This window comes from Deinococcus sp. KSM4-11, assembly GCF_004801415.1.
Taxonomy (GTDB): Bacteria; Deinococcota; Deinococci; order Deinococcales; family Deinococcaceae; genus Deinococcus.
Window position 1 is genome coordinate 310,772 of the sequence record NZ_SSNX01000001.1, and the last position, 15,796, is coordinate 326,567.

Below are 15,796 nucleotides of genomic sequence, written 5' to 3' on the forward strand. Positions count from 1 at the left end.
TGCTCGTGGTCTGTCGTGTGCGCTAAGTGTGGTGGGCGTGCCGGTCATGCCATGCCCCGTTCCCGCAGCTGCCGCGCGAACAGCTGCGCCCGGTCCTGCGTGAGTTGCGCGGCCAGGCTGGCGAGGAGCGCACTCAGGGTGGCCCGCTGTCCGAGGTCGTCGAGCACCTCGTCCACCATCACCGAGGCCAGCGGCCCTACCGCCGCCGCGAGGCACTGCGTGACGACCCGCGCGGTGGCGTCGCCAACCTGCTGCTCACGGCGGACGGCCTGGCCCACCCAGCGGTGCGCTTCGTCCACGCTGGCCTGCACGTCCGCTAGGGTGGTGTGCGCCAGCCGGGCCACCTCACCGGCCGGCCGGGAGCCGTCCACGTGGTGCATGACCCTCCACACGCGGTAGGGCATGGGGGTGGCGTCGCTGAGACCGTCGGGCCAGGTGAGGGGGTTCATAGGTTCTCCAGTCCGGCCGCTGCCCATTCAGGCCGGGCCCGCAATTCCAGGAGCGGAAGGTCGCCCAGGCGCACGCCCAGGCGGGCCAGGGCCGCGCGTAGCGCCGCCAGCAGGGCGGGACGGAATTCCTGCACCTTCAGTGAGGGATCCAGGTGCAGGTGCCCGCCGCGCAGCACGACCTCCTGCGCGAAGGGATCCAGGCAGACGTAGGTGCTGCACAGCCGCGCGCAGACCTCACGCCACGCATTTTCCAGCGGCGCGGCGCGGCTCACGGCGGCCAGCAGGGCCTGCCAGAACGCGGCCAGCTGCTCGGCACTCACGTCCTCGTAGGGAGAGCAGGTGGTGCACTGCGCGCCGGCCTTCGGCACCGTGCCGGCGATGAGCTGGCCGCCCTCCCAGTAACTGCCGTGCCCGGCCCCGACGAGGATGCCCGTGAACATGTCGCGTACCAGTGTGGCCTGCGGCGTGGGCCACGTGCCGCTCAGGGGCTGGGTGGGCCGGGCACGGCTCGACCACACGAGCTGCGCCACGCGGGGATCCTGAACGGTCAGGGTCACGCGGGCTCTGGGAAGGGCCTGCGTGGCCGTCACCCACGCGACCTCCTGCCCCCCCCAGGTGAAGCCGCCGCGCAGCTCACCGCGGATCCAGATGAAGCGGGCCCAGCTGCCCTCCTGCGAGGCGTCGAACACGCCGCTCAGGCCCTGGCCCTGGCGGGTGGCGAGGTCGATGGTGATGTCGGTCCAGGGGTAGTGGTCGGTACTCAGGCCGACGTACACGGCCTGATCCGTCGGCACGGGCAGCGGCGCGGTCATCGGGTGGGTGGGTGTGGGTCGGGTCATGAACGCGTCCAGTCGCTCGGGCAGGGCAGCGAGAAGTCGGGAATGGCAGGCGGAGTCACCCTCGGGGAACGCCCTCATGACACCGCGCAGTCTCTTACCAGCGGCTTACATGTGTACAAAAAGTCACGTCCCGCACGGCAAGGTGCGGGACGTGAAAGACGTGAATCTGCCGTTCAGCTCAGGTCGTTGAGCAGCGCCGCCACGCGCGGACGAAGGTCGCCGCGCTCCTGCGGGGCGCCCAGCTGGTGCAGGCCGCCGTGGTACGCGTCCGGATCACCGAACAGCCGCGAAAGGGCCTCGAATTCACGCTGGCTGCGCAGGCTGGCATCGTCGCGGAACATGGTCACGTACTGATCCTGGAAGGCCCAGTCGGACAGCTGGCCGTCCAGGTACGCGCGCATCAGGCGGCGGTAGGGTTCCACGCCCTCGCTTCCGGTCACGGCCGCCACGCCCTCACGCACCGGCACGTGCGCCGTGAACACCGGCGTGAGCGCCTCGGGCGTGATGTCCCAGTTGTTCACCTCGAACTGCGGCTGGCCGTCCTGGAACAGGATCAGCTGCGGGCTCTGGTGCTGGATGCCGGTCAGGTCGGCCACGTGGTTGCTCGCGGGCCGCCAGTCCACCACGCGGATGAAGCCCACCGGCAGATCATGCTTCTGGAGGAAGGTTTCCAGCACGCCGAAGCCCTGCATGGTCTTGTGGCAGGTGCCGGCCTTGAACACGGCCGCCAGCGGGTATTCCTTCAGGAAGGTATCGACGTCCTCGGGGGTGGTCAGGGGCACGAGCACCTGTTCCTGCGTCGGGGCGGCGTTCTGGGCATCGTGGGTCTGCGTCATGCCCCCAGCATACCCGCCGCTTTAGAAAACGAAGTGAGGCGGCGCACAAGTCGAGTGAAGAGGACACGTCAGTCCAGTTGCCACACGTGCACCTTCAGGTGACCTGCGCCGGGGTAGTCCTCGCCCGGCCCCAGGCTTTCCATGATCCGGCCGGAACGTCCCGCCTGTTCAAGTCCCGCGCGACACAGCCGCTCGAAGGCGCCGGACTCCACCCCCGCATGGTTCAGCAGGGCCAGCACCCGGCCGCCCGGCACGGTGACGCCCGCGGCCGACGACATCAGACCGCCATAATCGCGTTCGGCCCGCCACACCACATTTTTCCCGCGCGCGAAACTCGGCGGATCGAGGATCACCAGATCGAATTCGTCGCCCCGACGGCCCAGGCGGGTCAGCCACCCGAACACGTCGCCGTACAGGAAATCCGTGTCCGGCGCGCTCAGGCCGCTAAGGGCGTAGTTTTCCTGGCCCCACGCGAGCACCTTGCGCGACAGATCCACGTTCTTCACGCTCGCCGCGCCCCCGAGCGCCGCGTTCAGGCCGAAACCGCAGGTGTACGCGAAGGTGTTCAACACGCGCCCACCTGCGTTCGCCCGCACCCACGCGCGGGCCGGCCGGGCATCCGTGAACAGCCCCACGCTCAGGTCGGCACCTGGGCGGATCAGGAAGGGAACACCGTTCTCCATCGCGGTGACCTCGGGCCTCGCGCCGCCCCAAATCGGCTCTGGGGGCGACAGGTCATGGCGGGCCACGTTCGCCAGATGGCGCGCTTCGGGGGGACGGCGCTTCACGTACACGCCCGCCAACCCGGCCGCGTCCGCGCAGGCGGCGGCCAGCTGAACCTCGGCGGCTTCGCCCAGCGGGTCATACAGGTTCAGGATGCCCGCATCCCCGGCCACGTCCAGCGCGTACAGGCCGTCCGTCTCGGTGGTGTGCGCGGCGCGGTAGATGGTGGTGCCCTGCGCGGGCAGGTGGGCGCGGCGGACGGCCAGCGGAGCAGGATCAACGAAGGACGGTGTGCCCACTCAGGGCCGGCCGCCGAGCAGCCACCACACGCCGGCCGTGGCCAGCGCCGTGACCATCCAGAAGCGCATGACGACGTGCATTTCCGGCCAGCCGACATCCGGGTGCTCGAAGTGATGCTGGATAGGCGACATCTTGAACACCCGCTTGCCGCCGCGCGTGCGGAAGGAGATCACCTGGATGACCACGCTCAGCACGGCCACCACCGGCATGATCGCCGCGATGGGCAGCAGCCACACGTCCGCGTACAGGATGTACGCCCCGGCCGCGATGGCCCCGATCGCGTGGCTGCCCATGTCGCCCATGAAGACCCGCGCCGGGTGCGCGTTGAACCACAGGAAGCCCAGCAGCACGGCCACCAGCAGCGCCGCCGAGGGCGACAGGGCGAACAGCGGCAGCAGCACGATGATCGCGATACCCGCCAGCAGGCCGTCCAGACCATCGGCGAAATTGAAGGCGTTCACCGAGCCGACCATCACGAAGGTGATCAGGGCCATGTCCCCCCAGCGGCCCAGGCCCGGCAGCAGCTCATGGGCAGCCAGGGGCGCGGCAAAGTAGGCGAATACCACGGCCACGATGAACTGGAGCGGGAACTTCTCGCGTGCCAGCAGCTCCTTCTTACCACCCACCATGCGCGAGCGCACCTTCAGCAGGTCGTCGATGCCGCCGATCACGCCCATGGCGAGGGCGCCCAGGATGATGATCAGTTCCCGCTGGCCGCCGGCATGACCGGTGAAGTACAGCGGGAAGAACACGGCGGCCAGTGCCAGCACGAAGGGAACCCCGCCCGCCGTGGGCGTGCCTTCCTTGTGCTGGTGCGCCGGGCCGTCCACGCGGATCGGCTGGCCCCAGCCGCGGGCCTTGCTGACCCGAATGAACAGGCCCACCAGGAACCACGACAGCAGCGCGGCCATGACCGTCATGAACGGAACCTCGGGGCGATCGGTGCGGCAGTCATCTCAAGCGGCGAGGTTACCACGCCCGCCCGGCCGTCAATTCGCCAGGTACCGGATGAAGTCCCGCATGGCGTTCACACAGGAGCCGGCGCCGTCTACCGTGGCGCTGCCCGTGATGGTTCTCAGGATGCCCCGGTCACTCAGGTACAGCTGCGACACGCGGTACGTCGCTCCGTCCTGCTGGAAGTCGTAGGCGGCGAGCACACCCCACACGCCCGCCCGGTCGACCGGCTGGGTCACGACGCTGTCGAGGCGTTTGTCGAGCGACACCTGAAGCTTCAGCGCGAAGGCGCGGGCCTCCTCCGGACTGGTGAAGGTGGGGAAGGCCTGCCCGTAATGTTCCTCGCGCATCAGGCACGCCCCGGTCGAATCCGTCCAGACGTTCGCATCGCCGTTCACCGGCACCCAGCCGTGCATCGGCACGATCAGCGCCTGGGCCGCGCCGCCCAGCAGAGCCGCCAGGAGGCCCGCCCGCCGCAGGTAAGGCATGGAGGAGACGACCGGGCGGAACATACGTGCCCCACGCTAGCAGAGCCTTTCTGACAATCCTCTGCCCGTTCTCATGCGGGAGGCCGACGGTTCAGCGGCCGGCAGCCACGCGTCCCTCCAGGCCAGCCTTCACCGTCGACCACTCACTGCGCAGCACGCTGAACATCACGGAATCCCGAGCGAAGCCGTCCGGGCGGATCTGGTACTGCCGCAGGGTGCCCTCCTGCACCGCGCCGAGCTTCAGCATGGCCCTGACCGAACGGGCATTCCTGGCATCCACCTTGAACTGCACGCGGTTCGCACCCAGCACCTCGAAGGCCCGCACCATCAGCAGCAGTTTCGCGTCGGGATTGATGCCCACGCCCTGCGCGGCGGGCAACAGCATGGTGCCGATCTCCACCCAGCGGTCGCCGGGCTTCACCTCACTGAACGAGATGCGCCCCACGGCCACGCCCGTGTCGAGGCGCCGGACCGCCCAGTTCACGCGGGCCGGAATGGCATTCAGCCGCCGGATATACCCGGCCCAGGCCCCCGGCGTGTTCGCATCCGGCCCGCCGCGCGACAGGAAGCGCACGGTGTCCTCGTCCGCCCCGGCTGCCAGATCGGCCGCGTGCGCTTCTGTGAGGGCCTCCAGCGTGACCGCATGCCCGTGCAGGGTGGGAGCGTCGAGCCAGTCGGTGACGGGCTGGTCGGGGGCGGGCCGGTCGGTGAGGGGCGCTGCGTCCAACATGCCGTCCAGTGTAGGGGGCACTCCGGGAGGCTCTGCGTTACCCTCGGTGGTACGGCTCCCCGGCCGTGATCGTGGACGCGCGGTACAGGGCCTCGACCAGCACCACCATCGCCAGATCGTGCGGCAACGTCAGCTGTCCCAGACTCCACAGCGCACTGGCCGTGGCCCGCAGCTCGTCCGTATGGCCCTCCGGGCCGCCCACCGCGAAGGCCAGCTCACCGTCACCAGCGAGTGCGCGGGCCTCCAGGAAAGCCGCGAGGCCCTCCGACGTGAATTGCTGACCGCGCGGGTCGAGCAGAATGAGCGGCGCGCGGCCCGCTGCCCGGCGTACGGCTTCACTTTCCAGGGTCTGCGACTTCCCGACGACACGCGTGACCTGAAGTTTGTGGTACCGCCGCAGCCGCTTCTCGTATTCCTCCCAGCCGGCGCGGGCATACGCGAGCTTCGGTTCCCCGACGGTGATCAGGTGCAGTCGCACGCTGCGCAGCGTACTCCGGCGCACCGGGCCGCTACACTGTGCGGCATGAAGGACAGTCCACCGGCGGCGGGTTCGCTGTGAAGGGTGCGCCGTGAGGGGCAGGCCGTGAATTACGCGGCGACCCTGGCCGTACTGGTGGTACTGGCCTTCTGCTTTCCGCTGTCGGTGCGGCTGGGCGCGCAGGTGGGCGTGCCGGAGGCAGTGAGCGTGTCCATCCTGCTCGCCCTGTTGACCTTCGCGGCGGCGACCTTCCTGGTGCGCTGGCAGGTGAACCGCCACCGCCGCACCATGGAGCGGCTAGAAGCGGCGCGCGAACAGGTCCGTGCCGATCCGCAGAACCCACGCGCGTATTTTGTGGGGGGCGAACACCTGGGCATCCTGCTGCTCAGGCTGGATCGTCGGCGGGAAGCATCCGAGGTCATTGACCGCTACGCCCGGCTGGGCGGCGCGAGGGAATCCGAGATCGTGGCATTGCGCGAGGCGCTGGCCAGAGCACAGCAGCGGCAACGCCGCGCGCAGGGGAGGGAAGCATGAGGGCCTACAAGGGCGTCGTGGAGAACGGGGTGGTGGTCGTGGTGGGCGCCCGGCTGCCGGAAGGCACCATCGTGACGGTGACGGTCGGCGAGGGCGAACTGCTGCGGGCCCGGATCGCCGGGGTGCTCAAGGGGCCGCGCAAGGTTCGCATTCGCCTGAAACCCACGCCTGGCCTGGCCCTCGGGGCGCACGGCCCAGGGCATGACTGACGCGCCGACGGAACCCGACGCCGAACTGGAGCCGCGCGTGTGGCTGGTGCCCACGCCGGTCGGGAACCTGGGCGACATCACCCTGAGGGCGGTGGAGGTGCTGCGCGGTGCGGACGCGGTCGCGTGCGAGGACACCCGCCGCAGCGGCGCGCTGCTCTCGCACCTGGGCATCCGCAAGCCGCTGGTGCGGCTGGACGCGCACACCATGGGTCGTGCGGCGGCCGTGCTGGAGAAACATCCCCGCCTGGCCTACGTGTCGGACGCAGGCACGCCGGGCATCAGCGATCCGGGCGCGGAACTCGTGCAGGCAGCCATCGAAGCCGACATTCCGGTCGAGGTGCTCCCTGGCGCGACGGCCTTCGTGCCCGCGCTGGTGCTCTCGGGCCTGCCGACCGGGCGCTTCACTTTCGAGGGCTTCCTGCCGCGTTCCGGCCGCGAACGCAAGGAGCGCCTGGAGGCGGTGGCCACGCGCGCCGAGACGAGCGTCCTGTACGAGAGCCCGCACCGGCTGGCGGCCACGTTGCGCGACCTCGCGGGGGTCTGTGGCCCCGAGCGGGCGGCGAGCGTGACCCGTGAACTGTCCAAGAAGTTTGAGGAGACCGTGCGGGGAACGCTGGACGACCTGGCCGCGCATTTTGCCGGCGAGGTGAAGGGTGAGATCGTGCTCGTCGTGGACGGTCACGCTGCGTCTGTGGAGCCGGCCAGCCCGGAGGCGTACCGCGCCGAGGCCGCCGCCCTGGCGGCCGGGGGCCACGCGGCGCGAGATATACGTGACCTTCTCATGGCGCGGGGTTTGCGTAAGAATGACGCATATGCCCTGGCCCTGCAGGTCACCAGCGCGGCCAGTCCTGGCCACGAGACGTCCTAGGACGATCTGCTGGTCCGTTCGCAGGGTTCGGCCGAGCCCCACACGCCCCCAAGGGAGACGCCCATGACCGAACCCACGCCCATCCACCACCCCAACTCCGCCGGCATCAAGCGCGTCGCCGTCCTCACCAGCGGCGGCGACGCGCCCGGCATGAACGCCGCCATCCGCGCCGTCGTCCGCACCGCCACCTTCGAGGGCCTAGAGGTCGTCGGGATCCGCCGGGGCTTCTCGGGCCTGCACCGCGGCGAACTGCACCTCCTCGGTCCGCGCGACGTCGCCAACACCATCCAGCGCGGCGGCACCATCCTGCTCACCGCGCGCAGCTCCACCTGGCGAACCCCCGAAGGTCGCGAGCGCGGCGCGAAGCACCTGCGCGAGTGGGGCGTGGACGGCCTAATCGTGATCGGCGGGGACGGCAGCTTCCACGGGGGCCACTACCTCCAGCAGGAGCACGGCATTCCGGTCATCGGCGTGCCCGGCACCATCGACAACGACCTGTACGGCACGGATCACACCATCGGCTACTTCACGGCCGTCGAGACCGCGCTGGACGCCGTGGACAAGCTGCGCGACACCGGCGCCAGCCACGAACGTATCTTCGTGATTGAGGTCATGGGCCGCCACGCCGGGCACATCGCCCTGGACGTCGCCGTGGCCGGTGGGGCCGAGGAAGTGTTCATTCCCGAGGACGGCAAGCCCGTCTCGGACGCCATCGCGGTCGTGAAGGACTCGGTCGCCAAGGGCAAGCTCGGCTCAATCATCATCGTCGCCGAGGGCTACCCGGGTGGCGCGCAGGGCGTCGCCGACGCCATCCAGGCCGAGACCGGCTTTGAAATCCGCGTGAGCATCCTGGGGCACATCCAGCGCGGCGGCAGCCCCGTCAGTTCCGACCGCATCCTGGCCAGCCGCCTGGGCGAGGCGTCCGTGTACGCCCTGATGGACGGTCGCAGCGATGTGATGGTCGGCCGCGACGCCGGGGGCATCTCCTACACGCCGCTGAACCTCACCTGGGAAAAGCGCAAGGATGTCAGCCGTGACCTGTACCGCTGCGCCAAGACCCTGAGCGTCTAACGGGCAGCGTCAGGTAGGGGAGGCCAGGGCCGCAACCGCCTCGATCTCGATCAGCGCCTTGGGATTCCCCAGGCCAGCCACGAACAGGCCGCTCACGGCCGTGGGGGGGTCATGCCCGGCACGGCTGTCTGCGCGGCGGCGAACGTGGCCTGCAGGTCCTGACCGTGGACGAGGAAGATGGTCAGCTTCACCACGTCCGCCCACCCGGCCCCGCCGGCCTTCAGCGCCTCCTGCACGTTGAGGAGGGCCTGGGCCGACTGGGCGCCGATGTCTGCCCCGGCCATCGTGCCGTCCGGCCGGGTGCCGTTCTGACCGCCGACGAACAGCAGGCGTCCTGCGCCATCCACGCTCACCGCCTGGGAGAACGCCGGACTTTTCATCAGCGTGTCCGGATTCAGGTGCGTGATCTTCATAGCGTCATCGTAGGCCGCAGGGTGAACGAGGGATGACTGCCTGGTCAATGAACTGTACCCAAACGACAGCGGCCGGAACGCACTGCTCCGGCCGCTGTCGGTGCTGGGGTTCAGTCGCGTTCGACGTTGCGCAGGAACGCGGGAATATCGTAGTCCTTGGGATCGTAGCCGCCGCTACTGGCACCGCCGCGCACGGGCTTCACGAAGGTTTCCAGGCTGGGGCCGCGCAGGCCCGAGGCGATGCCGATGGTCGTGTCGTTGAAGCCGGTGGCGATCACGGTCACGCGCACCTCGTCCCCGGCGGCCTCGTCGGGCGTGATGCCGAACAGGATGTCGGGATCGTCGAAGCCGGTCGCCTCGCGGATCTTCTCGACGATTTCGTTCGCGTCGGTCATCGAAAGGTCATAGCCGCCCGTGACGTTCACCAGGATGCGCCGCGCCCCGTCGATACCGCGCTCCAGCAGCGGCGAGTGGATGGCGCTCATGGCGGCTTCCTCGGCGACCTTCTCGCCCCGGCCCGCACCGATGCCCATCAGGACGGTGCCGGAGTTGGCCAGCAGGTTGCGCACGTCCGCGAAGTCCAGGTTGATCATGCCGTCCACGTTGATGACGTCGCTGATGCCCTTCACGCCGTAATACAGCACCCGGTCGGCAATGAGGAAGGCCTCGCGGAACGAGACCTTCTTGTCCACGGCCGTGAGCAGCTTCTCGTTGTTCACGACGATCATGCCGTCCACCCGATCCGCGAGCTTGCTGATGCCTTCCTCGGCCACGCGCTGGCGCTTGGGGCCCTCGAAGCGGAAGGGCCGGGTCACGATGGCGACGGTCAGGACGCCCATCTCGCGGGCGATCTCGGCGACGACCGGCGCGCTGCCGGTACCGGTGCCGCCGCCCATCCCGGCCGTAATGAACAGCATGTCGGTGCCGTCGAGATATTCCTTGATGCGCTCGCGGTCTTCCAGCGCGGCCTTCTCGCCCACCTCGGGATCCGCCCCGGCCCCCAGGCCCCGGGTCAGGCGGTCGCCGAGCTGAATGCGGATCTCGGCGTGGCTCTTGGCGAGCACCTGCGCGTCCGTATTCCCGGCGATGAACTCGACACCCTCGAGTCCGCTTTCAATCATGCGGTTGACGGCATTGTTGCCCGCCCCGCCCAAGCCAATCACGCGAATTCTGGCCGCTTGCATCGTTTCTCCTTACATGAACTGCCTCCCCGAAGTGGGGGGCCGTTTCAACTCGGGGTAGTTTAGCGCACCTTTGAAGGAGCGGGGCGCGGCCTGCCCCTTCACGTTCCACACGGTCAGGAACGGTGATCTTCACAAGTGGTCACGTCTGAAGGTACCGGAACAGGGCACGCCCTCCTGGCTTCGCAGTGGCAGCCAGGAGGGCAGGGAGTCCGGCGTTACAGCCAGTCTTTGAACAGGTTGCGGATGCGGTCGACGAAGCCTTCACCGCTGCCCGCCTTGACCGGCTTGGGATCCGGCTGTACCGACGGCGGCAGCACCACGGGCGGCGCGACCAGCCCCTCGATCTGATCCTTGTTCGGATCGTCCTTGAAGACCGTGTGCGGCACCTTGCCATCCTGCCCGATGCCGTAGAGCACCAGGCCGACACTGGCCGCGTGGCCCGGATCGTTCACGATGTCGTTCAGGCCGCCGATGCCGCGCGGGCGACCGACGCGCACCGGAAGGCGGAAGCGGTCGCGGGCGAGTTCCGCCACGCCCCGCAGGCTGGCCGCGCCACCCGTGAGCACCACGCCCTGTGCCACGAGCTCCACGGGGCCGAGGGTGTGGTCGATCTCGTCGCGGATCAGGGAGAAGATCTCCGCGAGCCGGGGCTTGATGATGCGCGACAGCTCGAAGGCGCTGATGGCGTGCGTGCTGCCCGACGCGGTCGTGATCTCCAGCGTGAGATCCTGATCCGCGAGTTCTGGGAGGGCCGCGCCGTAACGCTTCTTGACGTTCTCGGCCTCTTCCATGGGGATCTTGAGGATCTGCGCGAGGTCTGCCGTGACGTGCTCCCCACCGATCGGAATGCACGCGGAGTGGGCGAGGTTGCCGCGCTTGAACACGCCGATGTCGGTGGTGCCGCCGCCCATGTCCACCACGATCACCGTCTGCATCTGCTCGGCGGCCTCCAGCGTGGCCAGGCCCGAGGCCAGGGCGTGCAGCACGAAGCCGCCGACCTGCAATCCGGCCTCCTGCACGCAGCGGCGCAGATTGAGCAGCGGCCCGGCCGTGCCCGCCACGATGTGCACGTCGACTTCCAGACGCACGCCGTGCATGCCGACTGGGCTCTTGATGCCCTCCTGGCCGTCCACGACGTACTCCTGCGGGAGGGTGTGGATGACTTCCAGGTTGGGATCGAGCGGCACCGCGCGGGCGTTCTCGATGGCCCGGTCGACATCGGGCTGCGCGATCTCCTGGTTGCGGCGGATGGCCGCGAGGCCGTGGGAGGTGATGGCCTTGGCGTGGTTGCCGGCGACCGACACGAACACCCGGTCGACCTTGACGCCGCTGACGCGTTCGGCCGCCTGCACGGACTGGCGGATGGCGTGGGTGGCGCGTTCCAGGTTCACGACAGAGCCGCGTTTCATGCCCTCGCTGGGTACGCTGCCCTCGCCGATGATGTCGACGTTGCCGCCCTCAGCGACCTCGCCGATGACGGTGGTGATTTTGGTGGTGCCGATGTCCAGGCCCACGATGATCGGGTTGTCCTTCATTCCTGGACGCTCACCCCCCAGGGGTAAATTGTAAGGTCTTTATTCGGGTACATGCTGATGCTCCCAGCATACTTCAGTAAGGATTCGAGGTCGCCACTCCAGAGTGATCCCGAGGGAAGTTTCACCTGCAGGCCCGCTGGCGTGTACACCACCGACCTGACATTGTACCCGGCCAGCGCCCTGAGCACCCTCAGTGCCTCGATGTGCCGATCCGGCCCCCAGCCCTGGATCAGCGGCAGGGCCGCCAGCCCCACCCCGCCCGGCATGACCGCGCCATCGGCGGCCACGGCCTGTACGCGTCCACCGGCCTGCCAGCGGGCCACGGGCCGACGCTCCACGACCGCGATCGACACGCTGTCCGGGAAGCGCCGCGTGACCACGGCCGACGCGATCCACGGTTCGGCGAGCAGCCCACCTGCCCGCCACCCACCGTAATACAGCCACCCGTACCCCGCCTGCGCGCCCGCGAGCTGCTTGATGCGTGCCGGTGACAGCTGCACGTTCCCGGTCACGCCGATCTGTCGCACCGGCAGCGCGAACCACGAGGCCGCGAGGGCGGCCCCCAGCAGCACCGCTCCAGCGATCCACGGCCAGTGGCGGCGCGTGACGCGCACTGGTTCCAGCGCCGGCGTGGTCACCGCGTTCCCTGTTCCGGCCACAGCTCGTACTCCAGTTCCAGCGGGACTGGCACCCGTTCACGGATGACGTCCAGCAGGGCATGTACGTCGGCGGCGGTCGCGCCCCCCAGATTCACGATGAAGTTCGCGTGCTCCGGCGCAATCAGGGCGTTCCCGATCCGGGTGCCCTTCAAGCCAGCCCCGTCGATCAGTTTGCCAGCGCTCACGCCACCTGGATTCTTGAAGGCGCAGCCCGGCGTTTTCATCTTCGGCTGGCCCTTGCGGGCGGTATCCGCGAGATCCATCCTCGCCAGCACGTCCTCCGGTGTGCTGCGCCGCAGCTTCAGCCGCACCCGCGTGACCACATGGTTGCGGGGAATCCCGCTGTCTCTGTAGCCCCACTTCAGATCGGCCGGCGTGACCTGGCGCACGCCGCCGGGCGTGACGATCTCGATGGTGTGCAGACCGTTGAACATCTCGCCGTAGCGGGTGCCCGCGTTCATCCATACGGCGCCGCCGACCTGGGCGGGAATGCCCACCGTGCCCTCCAGGCCCCCCAGTCCCAGCTTCTGAAGCTGCCGGATCAGGCCCGGCAGGGGCACGCCGCCACCCACCCACCCGGTGACCACATCATCGGCCGTGCTCAGTTTCGGGTCGGGCTCCAGGTCGCGCTCTGCAAGCGGCCCCACGAGCCGGATCACGCGCTCCGGCACGCCTTCGTCCGCGATCACCAGGTTGCTCCCGCCCCCGAGCACACGGTAAGGCTCGTCCATCGCCTCTGCCAGCTGCGCGAGCGATTCCACTAACCACACCTCGGCCTCGCCACCCACGCCCAGAGTCGTGTAGCGCGCCAGCGGCAGGCGCTCCACGCGCGCCCCGGTGCGGCTAGCGGCCAGCACCGTCACGCCACGACTCCTGCCAGTTCCCGCGAGAGTTTCCACACGTCGCCCGCGCCCATGGTCACGATGATATCTCCCGGCCCGGCCGTCGCGCGCAGCGTCCGGACGACCTCGTCCCGATCCGGCATGTACCGAATGCCGGTATGGCCGTTGTCCGCCATACGCTGCGAGATCAGCCGGGCATGGATGCCCTCGATGGGGGCTTCTGACGCGGCGGCGATGTCGAGCAGCAGCACCTCGTCGGCGTCCATCAGCGCGTCGGCCAGCCGCGGCCAGGACTGCTGGGTACGCAGGTAGCGGTGCGGCTGGAACACCACACGCACCCGCCGTCCCGTCTGTCGGGCCGCCTGCACCGCCGCCGCGACCTTGGTGGCGTTGTGCGCGTAATCGTCGATGACCAGCGCCCCGTTCAGCTCCCCGATGCGCTGCCAGCGCCGTCCCGGCCCCCGGAACGCCGCCAGGGCCGATGCGGCCCGCGCGAACTCCCCGCCGTGCAGGTGCGTCACCGCCAGCGCCGCCAGCGCGTTCAGGACGTTGTGCGTGCCAGGCAGTCCGACCCGCGCCTCGCCCAGCACCACTCCCCGGTACTCGACCGTGAAGTCCGTGCCCTCGGCATCCAGGCGCAGGTTCACCGCGCGGTAGTCCGCGCCCAGAGCCTGCCCGTAGCTCAGCCGCTCCGGCGCTCCGGCGCACAGTGCCTCCAGCCCCGGCCAGTCGGCGCACAGCAGCACCCGCCCGGACTGTGCCACGAAGCGCGCGAAGCCCGCGTGCTGCTCCTCCACGGTCTCCCAGTACGTCGCCTGGGCGCCGCCCACGTGATCGTCCTCGGCGTTCGTGAACACGGCCGTGGCACAGCCGAGTTCCGCGAAGGCGCGGTCGGATTCGTCCACCTCGGCCACGAAGGGGCCGCTGCCCACGCGGGCGTTGCTGCCGAACTCTGGAACGATGCCGCCCACGAAGGCCGCCGGATCCAGACCCGCGCCCAGCAGGGCCACCGCGATCATCGAGGTGGTGGTGGTCTTGCCGTGCGTGCCGATCACGCCGATGCTGTCCGGGACGCGGAGCAGCTCATCCAGCAGCGTCATGCGGGGGCGCACCTCGATGCCCGCCGACCGCGCCGCCACCAGTTCCGGATGGGTCTTGGGCACGGCCTCGGAGGCGACCAGCACGTCCACCGGCCCGAACACCGCGTCCGAAACATGGGCGGCCGCGTGACCCACCGCCACGGGAATGCCCTCGGCCTGGAGCTGCGCGGTCAGCTCGGTCGCGGAAGCGTCGCAACCGCTCACGCGCTGACCACGCGCCGCGAGGAGCCGCGCGAAGGCGCTCATGCCGATGCCGCCGATGCCCATCAGGTGGTAGTGCAGAGGGGCTGTCCCGGCAGGGCCGGAGGGGAGAGAGTGAGGGTGAGGATCAGTCATGTCGCCTTGGAGGCCACCGGCTTCAGGTTCCGCTCGACCAGGTCCGCGAAGCGCTCGGCCGCACCGGGCTGTGAGCGTTTCAGGGCCGCCGTGCGCATCGCGATCCGGGTGCCTGCTGCCGCACACTCTAACACCGCCCTGCCCAGCGCTTCCTCGACCTTTTCCTGCTCGACCACGCGGCCCGCCCCGGCGCGCTGTACGGTCATGGCGTTGTGCCACTGGTGGTTCTCGGCCGATTCCGGCAGCGGCACCATGATCAGCGGCACGCCGTGGAACGCCGCCTCCGCCAGGGTGCCCGTCCCACCTCGCGTGATCGCCAGATCGGCCGCACTCCACGCGGCCACGGCGTCCACGTAGCCGCTCACGTGGTACCAGTCCAGGTCGCGGACGCGGGGGGCGACTTCGGACATCCAGCGCGGGCCGGTCGAGTGGATGACCTGCACGCCCGCACCCAGATCCGGCCTCCCCGGCGGCTCGGTGCCTGGTTCCAGACCGAAGTCCAGGTCGATCCGCGGCGTCATGACGCCCAGTTCGTGATCCACCAGGCCCTCTCCGCCGAAGATGTTCCGCAGCGTGTCCGGCACGGCGTTGTTCAGGAACAGCGAGCCCTGCGAGCCGCCCATCACGAAGATCGTGAGTGGGCCGGCCTGCAAGCCCAGCCGGGTCAGGGCCTCGGCTCGCGCCATCCGTTCCTCGCGCACCGGCATGCCCACCAGGGTCGCCTTGCGCTGGTCGAGCCCCACCACCTCCGGGTAGGCGGTGCCCACGGCCTTCGCGCCGCGCACCGCCAGCCGCTGCGTCAGGCCCAGCCGGGCGTTCTGTTCGTGAAGCACCGTGGGAATGCCCAGCGCCTGTGCGGCCAGCACGCCCGGCAGGCTCGCGAAGCCCCCGAAGCCCACGACCACAGCGGGCCGCAGACGGGCCAGCAGTGTTCGGGCCTGCAAGACGCCTGCCCCGGCCCGCAGCAGCTCGCGCGGATCGGCACGGCCCTGTCCGCTGCGGGCCAGTTTGCCGGCCGTGACGCCCTGGAACTCCAGGCCCTGCTCGGCCGCGACACGTTGCTCCATGCCGCCCCGCTGTCCCAGGATCAGCGCGCCATGTCCCCGCGCCATCAGCGCCCGTGCGGTCGCCACCGCCGGGTAAATGTGCCCGCCCGTTCCCCCTGTTGCCAACACGACCAGACTCATCGCCGGGAAGTGTAGAGCTTCCGGCGCGGGCTGGGGTGCTGGCCCCGGGACAGGGGAGAGC

General features: G+C 69.6%; 19 protein-coding genes. 4 read left to right on the plus strand and 15 right to left on the minus strand.

Annotated features, from left to right (window positions below; translation table 11 throughout):
- Positions 1-44: 44 nt before the first annotated feature.
- The 8 genes from E7T09_RS01545 to E7T09_RS01580 all read right to left on the minus strand — a co-directional run bounded on the left by E7T09_RS01545 (position 45) and on the right by E7T09_RS01580 (position 5,797).
- Complete coding sequence (locus E7T09_RS01545; protein ID WP_240741559.1) at positions 45-449, minus strand: hypothetical protein; 405 nt, start codon at positions 447-449, stop codon at positions 45-47.
- Entirely contained in the window at positions 446-1,288 is an 843-nt protein-coding gene (locus E7T09_RS01550; protein ID WP_136387377.1) for a hypothetical protein, read from the minus strand. The genes E7T09_RS01545 and E7T09_RS01550 overlap by 4 nt, the downstream gene beginning before the upstream one ends.
- A gap of 173 nt (positions 1,289-1,461) precedes the next feature.
- Complete coding sequence (locus E7T09_RS01555; RefSeq protein ID WP_136387378.1) at positions 1,462-2,124, minus strand: monothiol bacilliredoxin BrxC family protein; 663 nt, start codon at positions 2,122-2,124, stop codon at positions 1,462-1,464.
- A gap of 68 nt (positions 2,125-2,192) precedes the next feature.
- Positions 2,193-3,146, minus strand: a complete 954-nt coding sequence (locus tag E7T09_RS01560) for a class I SAM-dependent rRNA methyltransferase (protein ID WP_136387379.1) — start codon at positions 3,144-3,146, stop codon at positions 2,193-2,195.
- Positions 3,147-4,067 (minus strand): phospho-N-acetylmuramoyl-pentapeptide-transferase, encoded by a 921-nt coding sequence (locus E7T09_RS01565; RefSeq protein ID WP_136387380.1) that lies wholly within the window; start codon positions 4,065-4,067, stop codon positions 3,147-3,149.
- 69 nt (positions 4,068-4,136) lie between these two features.
- Entirely contained in the window at positions 4,137-4,613 is a 477-nt protein-coding gene (locus E7T09_RS01570; RefSeq protein ID WP_240741560.1) for a hypothetical protein, read from the minus strand.
- 67 nt (positions 4,614-4,680) lie between these two features.
- Complete coding sequence (locus tag E7T09_RS01575) at positions 4,681-5,319, minus strand: GNAT family N-acetyltransferase (protein ID WP_136387381.1); 639 nt, start codon at positions 5,317-5,319, stop codon at positions 4,681-4,683.
- A 37-nt stretch (positions 5,320-5,356) separates the two neighbouring features.
- Complete coding sequence (locus tag E7T09_RS01580; protein ID WP_136387382.1) at positions 5,357-5,797, minus strand: 23S rRNA (pseudouridine(1915)-N(3))-methyltransferase RlmH; 441 nt, start codon at positions 5,795-5,797, stop codon at positions 5,357-5,359.
- A 105-nt stretch (positions 5,798-5,902) separates the two neighbouring features.
- On the opposite strand from E7T09_RS01580, the gene E7T09_RS01585 reads away from it, so the two are divergent.
- From E7T09_RS01585 to pfkA, 4 genes are all read left to right on the plus strand, one after another.
- On the plus strand, positions 5,903-6,331 hold the full coding sequence (locus E7T09_RS01585) for a hypothetical protein (protein WP_136387383.1): 429 nt from the start codon (positions 5,903-5,905) through the stop codon (positions 6,329-6,331).
- Entirely contained in the window at positions 6,328-6,540 is a 213-nt protein-coding gene (locus E7T09_RS01590) for a hypothetical protein (RefSeq protein ID WP_136387384.1), read from the plus strand. The genes E7T09_RS01585 and E7T09_RS01590 overlap by 4 nt, the downstream gene beginning before the upstream one ends.
- Positions 6,533-7,408 carry a 16S rRNA (cytidine(1402)-2'-O)-methyltransferase gene (rsmI, locus tag E7T09_RS01595; protein WP_136387385.1) on the plus strand — a complete coding sequence of 292 codons (876 nt, stop codon included), beginning with the start codon at positions 6,533-6,535 and terminating at the stop codon, positions 7,406-7,408. The genes E7T09_RS01590 and rsmI overlap by 8 nt, the downstream gene beginning before the upstream one ends.
- A 63-nt stretch (positions 7,409-7,471) precedes the next feature.
- Entirely contained in the window at positions 7,472-8,479 is a 1,008-nt protein-coding gene (gene pfkA / locus E7T09_RS01600; protein ID WP_136387386.1) for a 6-phosphofructokinase, read from the plus strand.
- A gap of 92 nt (positions 8,480-8,571) precedes the next feature.
- Here pfkA and E7T09_RS01605 read toward each other — a convergent pair whose 3' ends face one another.
- From E7T09_RS01605 to murG, 7 genes are all read right to left on the minus strand, one after another.
- A complete protein-coding gene (locus tag E7T09_RS01605) occupies positions 8,572-8,892 on the minus strand; it encodes a RidA family protein (RefSeq protein ID WP_136387387.1) in 321 nt (106 codons plus the stop codon).
- Between the two features lie 110 nt (positions 8,893-9,002).
- Positions 9,003-10,076, minus strand: coding sequence for a cell division protein FtsZ (ftsZ, locus tag E7T09_RS01610; RefSeq protein WP_136387388.1), 1,074 nt, complete (start codon positions 10,074-10,076; stop codon positions 9,003-9,005).
- Positions 10,077-10,291: 215 nt separating this feature from the next.
- The gene (gene ftsA / locus E7T09_RS01615; protein ID WP_136387389.1) at positions 10,292-11,611 is read right to left on the minus strand and encodes a cell division protein FtsA; all 1,320 of its coding nucleotides are present in this window, start codon (positions 11,609-11,611) and stop codon (positions 10,292-10,294) included.
- Positions 11,608-12,249: a cell division protein FtsQ/DivIB gene (locus E7T09_RS01620; RefSeq protein ID WP_240741561.1), complete on the minus strand. Its 642-nt coding sequence runs from the start codon at positions 12,247-12,249 to the stop codon at positions 11,608-11,610. Before E7T09_RS01620 ends, ftsA begins: the two co-directional genes overlap by 4 nt.
- Positions 12,246-13,133, minus strand: a complete 888-nt coding sequence (locus tag E7T09_RS01625; RefSeq protein WP_168734654.1) for a UDP-N-acetylmuramate dehydrogenase — start codon at positions 13,131-13,133, stop codon at positions 12,246-12,248. Before E7T09_RS01625 ends, E7T09_RS01620 begins: the two co-directional genes overlap by 4 nt.
- On the minus strand, positions 13,130-14,548 hold the full coding sequence (gene murC / locus E7T09_RS01630; protein ID WP_136387390.1) for a UDP-N-acetylmuramate--L-alanine ligase: 1,419 nt from the start codon (positions 14,546-14,548) through the stop codon (positions 13,130-13,132). Before murC ends, E7T09_RS01625 begins: the two co-directional genes overlap by 4 nt.
- Positions 14,545-15,735, minus strand: coding sequence for an undecaprenyldiphospho-muramoylpentapeptide beta-N-acetylglucosaminyltransferase (gene murG, locus E7T09_RS01635; RefSeq protein WP_136387391.1), 1,191 nt, complete (start codon positions 15,733-15,735; stop codon positions 14,545-14,547). Before murG ends, murC begins: the two co-directional genes overlap by 4 nt.
- Positions 15,736-15,796 lie beyond the last annotated feature (61 nt).

Coding starts and splice junctions, on each gene's coding strand:
- E7T09_RS01545 (WP_240741559.1), bottom strand. CDS start 449: ATGAACCCCCTCACCTGGCCCGACGGTCTCAGCGACGCCACCCCCATG.
- E7T09_RS01550 (WP_136387377.1), bottom strand. CDS start 1,288: ATGACCCGACCCACACCCACCCACCCGATGACCGCGCCGCTGCCCGTG.
- E7T09_RS01555 (WP_136387378.1), bottom strand. CDS start 2,124: ATGACGCAGACCCACGATGCCCAGAACGCCGCCCCGACGCAGGAACAG.
- E7T09_RS01565 (WP_136387380.1), bottom strand. CDS start 4,067: ATGACGGTCATGGCCGCGCTGCTGTCGTGGTTCCTGGTGGGCCTGTTC.
- E7T09_RS01570 (WP_240741560.1), bottom strand. CDS start 4,613: ATGTTCCGCCCGGTCGTCTCCTCCATGCCTTACCTGCGGCGGGCGGGC.
- E7T09_RS01575 (WP_136387381.1), bottom strand. CDS start 5,319: ATGTTGGACGCAGCGCCCCTCACCGACCGGCCCGCCCCCGACCAGCCC.
- E7T09_RS01590 (WP_136387384.1), top strand. CDS start 6,328: ATGAGGGCCTACAAGGGCGTCGTGGAGAACGGGGTGGTGGTCGTGGTG.
- rsmI (WP_136387385.1), top strand. CDS start 6,533: ATGACTGACGCGCCGACGGAACCCGACGCCGAACTGGAGCCGCGCGTG.
- pfkA (WP_136387386.1), top strand. CDS start 7,472: ATGACCGAACCCACGCCCATCCACCACCCCAACTCCGCCGGCATCAAG.
- E7T09_RS01605 (WP_136387387.1), bottom strand. CDS start 8,892: ATGAAGATCACGCACCTGAATCCGGACACGCTGATGAAAAGTCCGGCG.
- ftsZ (WP_136387388.1), bottom strand. CDS start 10,076: ATGCAAGCGGCCAGAATTCGCGTGATTGGCTTGGGCGGGGCGGGCAAC.
- ftsA (WP_136387389.1), bottom strand. CDS start 11,611: ATGAAGGACAACCCGATCATCGTGGGCCTGGACATCGGCACCACCAAA.
- murC (WP_136387390.1), bottom strand. CDS start 14,548: ATGACTGATCCTCACCCTCACTCTCTCCCCTCCGGCCCTGCCGGGACA.
- murG (WP_136387391.1), bottom strand. CDS start 15,735: ATGAGTCTGGTCGTGTTGGCAACAGGGGGAACGGGCGGGCACATTTAC.